At 73.0% G+C, this 1915-nt stretch carries 1 protein-coding gene; it reads left to right on the forward strand.

The features are described from left to right. Nucleotides 1-27: 27 nt before the first annotated feature. Nucleotides 28-1915, forward strand: a 1888-nt coding sequence (gene lnt, locus CM1CMNOD_RS10810) for an apolipoprotein N-acyltransferase (protein ID WP_131773973.1), incomplete at its 3' end; no start/stop codon positions are given.

A 1915-nucleotide genomic window follows, 5' to 3' on the forward strand; every position in this document is an offset into this window, starting at 1 on the left:
TCTACTAGAAGTGTGGCAGCCCAGGACATGCTGAGCGCGGATCACGGTGCGAGCCGCGGTGCCGCGTCCGGCACGGACGACGCGTCCGAGCCGGACGGGGACGCCTCCTCGCCCCAACGGTCGTCCCAGCGGCCGGTGCGGCGGCTGGGACGCCGGCTGATCCGGCCACTGTTGGCGGCCACCGCCGGCGTGCTGCTGTACCTGGCGTTCCCGCCCGCCGGGATCTGGCCGCTGGCGCCGGTCGCAGTCGCGCTGCTGACCCTGGTCGTGCGCGGTGTGCGCCTGCGTCGGTCGTTCGCCCTCGGCCTGCTCTTCGGTCTCGGCTTCATGCTGGCGATGCTGCGTTTCGTGACGTTCGTCGGCATCGACGGCTGGGTGGTGCTCTCGGCCGGCGAGGCGGCCCTGCTCGCGCTGGTCGCCCCCGCGAGCACCGCGGTGACACGGGTACGCGGGTGGCCGTTGTGGGTGGCCGCGGTGTGGGTCGCGCAGGAGGCGGTGCGCGCACGAGTGCCCTTCGGTGGCTTCCCGTGGGGGAAGCTGGCTTTCAGCCAGGCGGACACACCGCTGACACCACTCGCAGCGCTCGGAGGATCACCGCTGGTGACCACCGCGGTCGCCGGCATCGGCGCGCTGCTGGCCGCGGCCGCCATCCGCGCGGGTGTACCGGCCATGGACGCCACCGGATCATCCCGCTCACCCGGCGCGCATGGCAGGGACGAGCGGACGGGCGCCGGAACGGGCGGTAGGAGCCGTCGGGTACGGACGGCCGTGGCGACAGCCCGTCCGCTGGCCGCGGCCGCCGCCGTGACGCTGGTGGGCCTCGCGATACCGCTGCCGACCGCGGCGCAGACCGGCACCGCGGACATCGCCGCGGTGCAGGGCAACGTCCCGCGGGCCGGTGGGCTGGACGCGCTCGGACGCATGTTCCAGGTCACCACCAACCACGTCACGCGGACCGAACAGCTCGCCGCGGACGTGGCCGCGGGCCGGGCCCTACAACCCGATCTGGTCCTGTGGCCGGAGAACGCCTCGGACGTCGACCCGCTTGCCGACCCCCGCGCCGCCGCCCTGCTGGACCGGGCCGCGCGGGCGGCGGGCGCTCCCGTCCTCGTCGGCGCGGTCCTCGACGGGCCGGGTCCGCGCAGGGTGCGCAACGCCGCCCTGGTGTGGGAGGACACCGGCTGGACGGGGCAGATGTACGTCAAGCAGCACCCGGTGCCGTTCGCCGAGTACCTGCCGGGCCGGGCCGTCCTGGAGAAGCTAATCGGCCGGTTCGCCACCGAGATGCCCAACGACTTCGTCCACGGCACCGCAACCGGGGTCCTGACCATCCGTGACATCACCGTCGGTGATGTCATCTGCTTCGAGGTGGCCTACGACGGCCTCGTGCGCGCCGCTGTCGACGCCGGCGCGCAACTGCTGGTCGTGCAGACCAACAACGCCTCGTTCGGACGCCGGGGCGAAAGCGAGCAGCAGCTGGCCATGACCCGGCTGCGCGCGGTCGAACACGGGCGGGCAGCGGTGCAGGTGTCCACCAGCGGTCAGAGCGCGATGGTCATGCCCGACGGCCGGATCATCGCACAGTCCGGGCTGTACCAGGCGGCCATCCTGACCGCCGCGCTGCCGTTGCGTACGGGGCGTACGGTCGCGGACCGGCTCGGTAGCCTCCCGGAGACGCTCCTGGTGATGATCGGAGTGGTCGCTGTAGCGTTCGGCCTGCGGGCTGGCCGGCGAGAGCAGGACGGGCAGGCGGGCAGCGGCCCCGCCGACGACAGCGCTGGCGACACCGAAGACACCGAAAGGAGCCGCGTGGACGGCGAGCGCGTTCTCGTGTGTGTTCCCACCTACAACGAGCGGGAGAACCTTCAGGACACGGTCAACCGGCTCCGGACGGCCAATCCGGACGTGGACGTGC

Source organism: Protofrankia symbiont of Coriaria myrtifolia, assembly GCF_900634755.1.
GTDB lineage: Bacteria > Actinomycetota > Actinomycetes > Frankiales > Frankiaceae > Protofrankia > Protofrankia coriariae.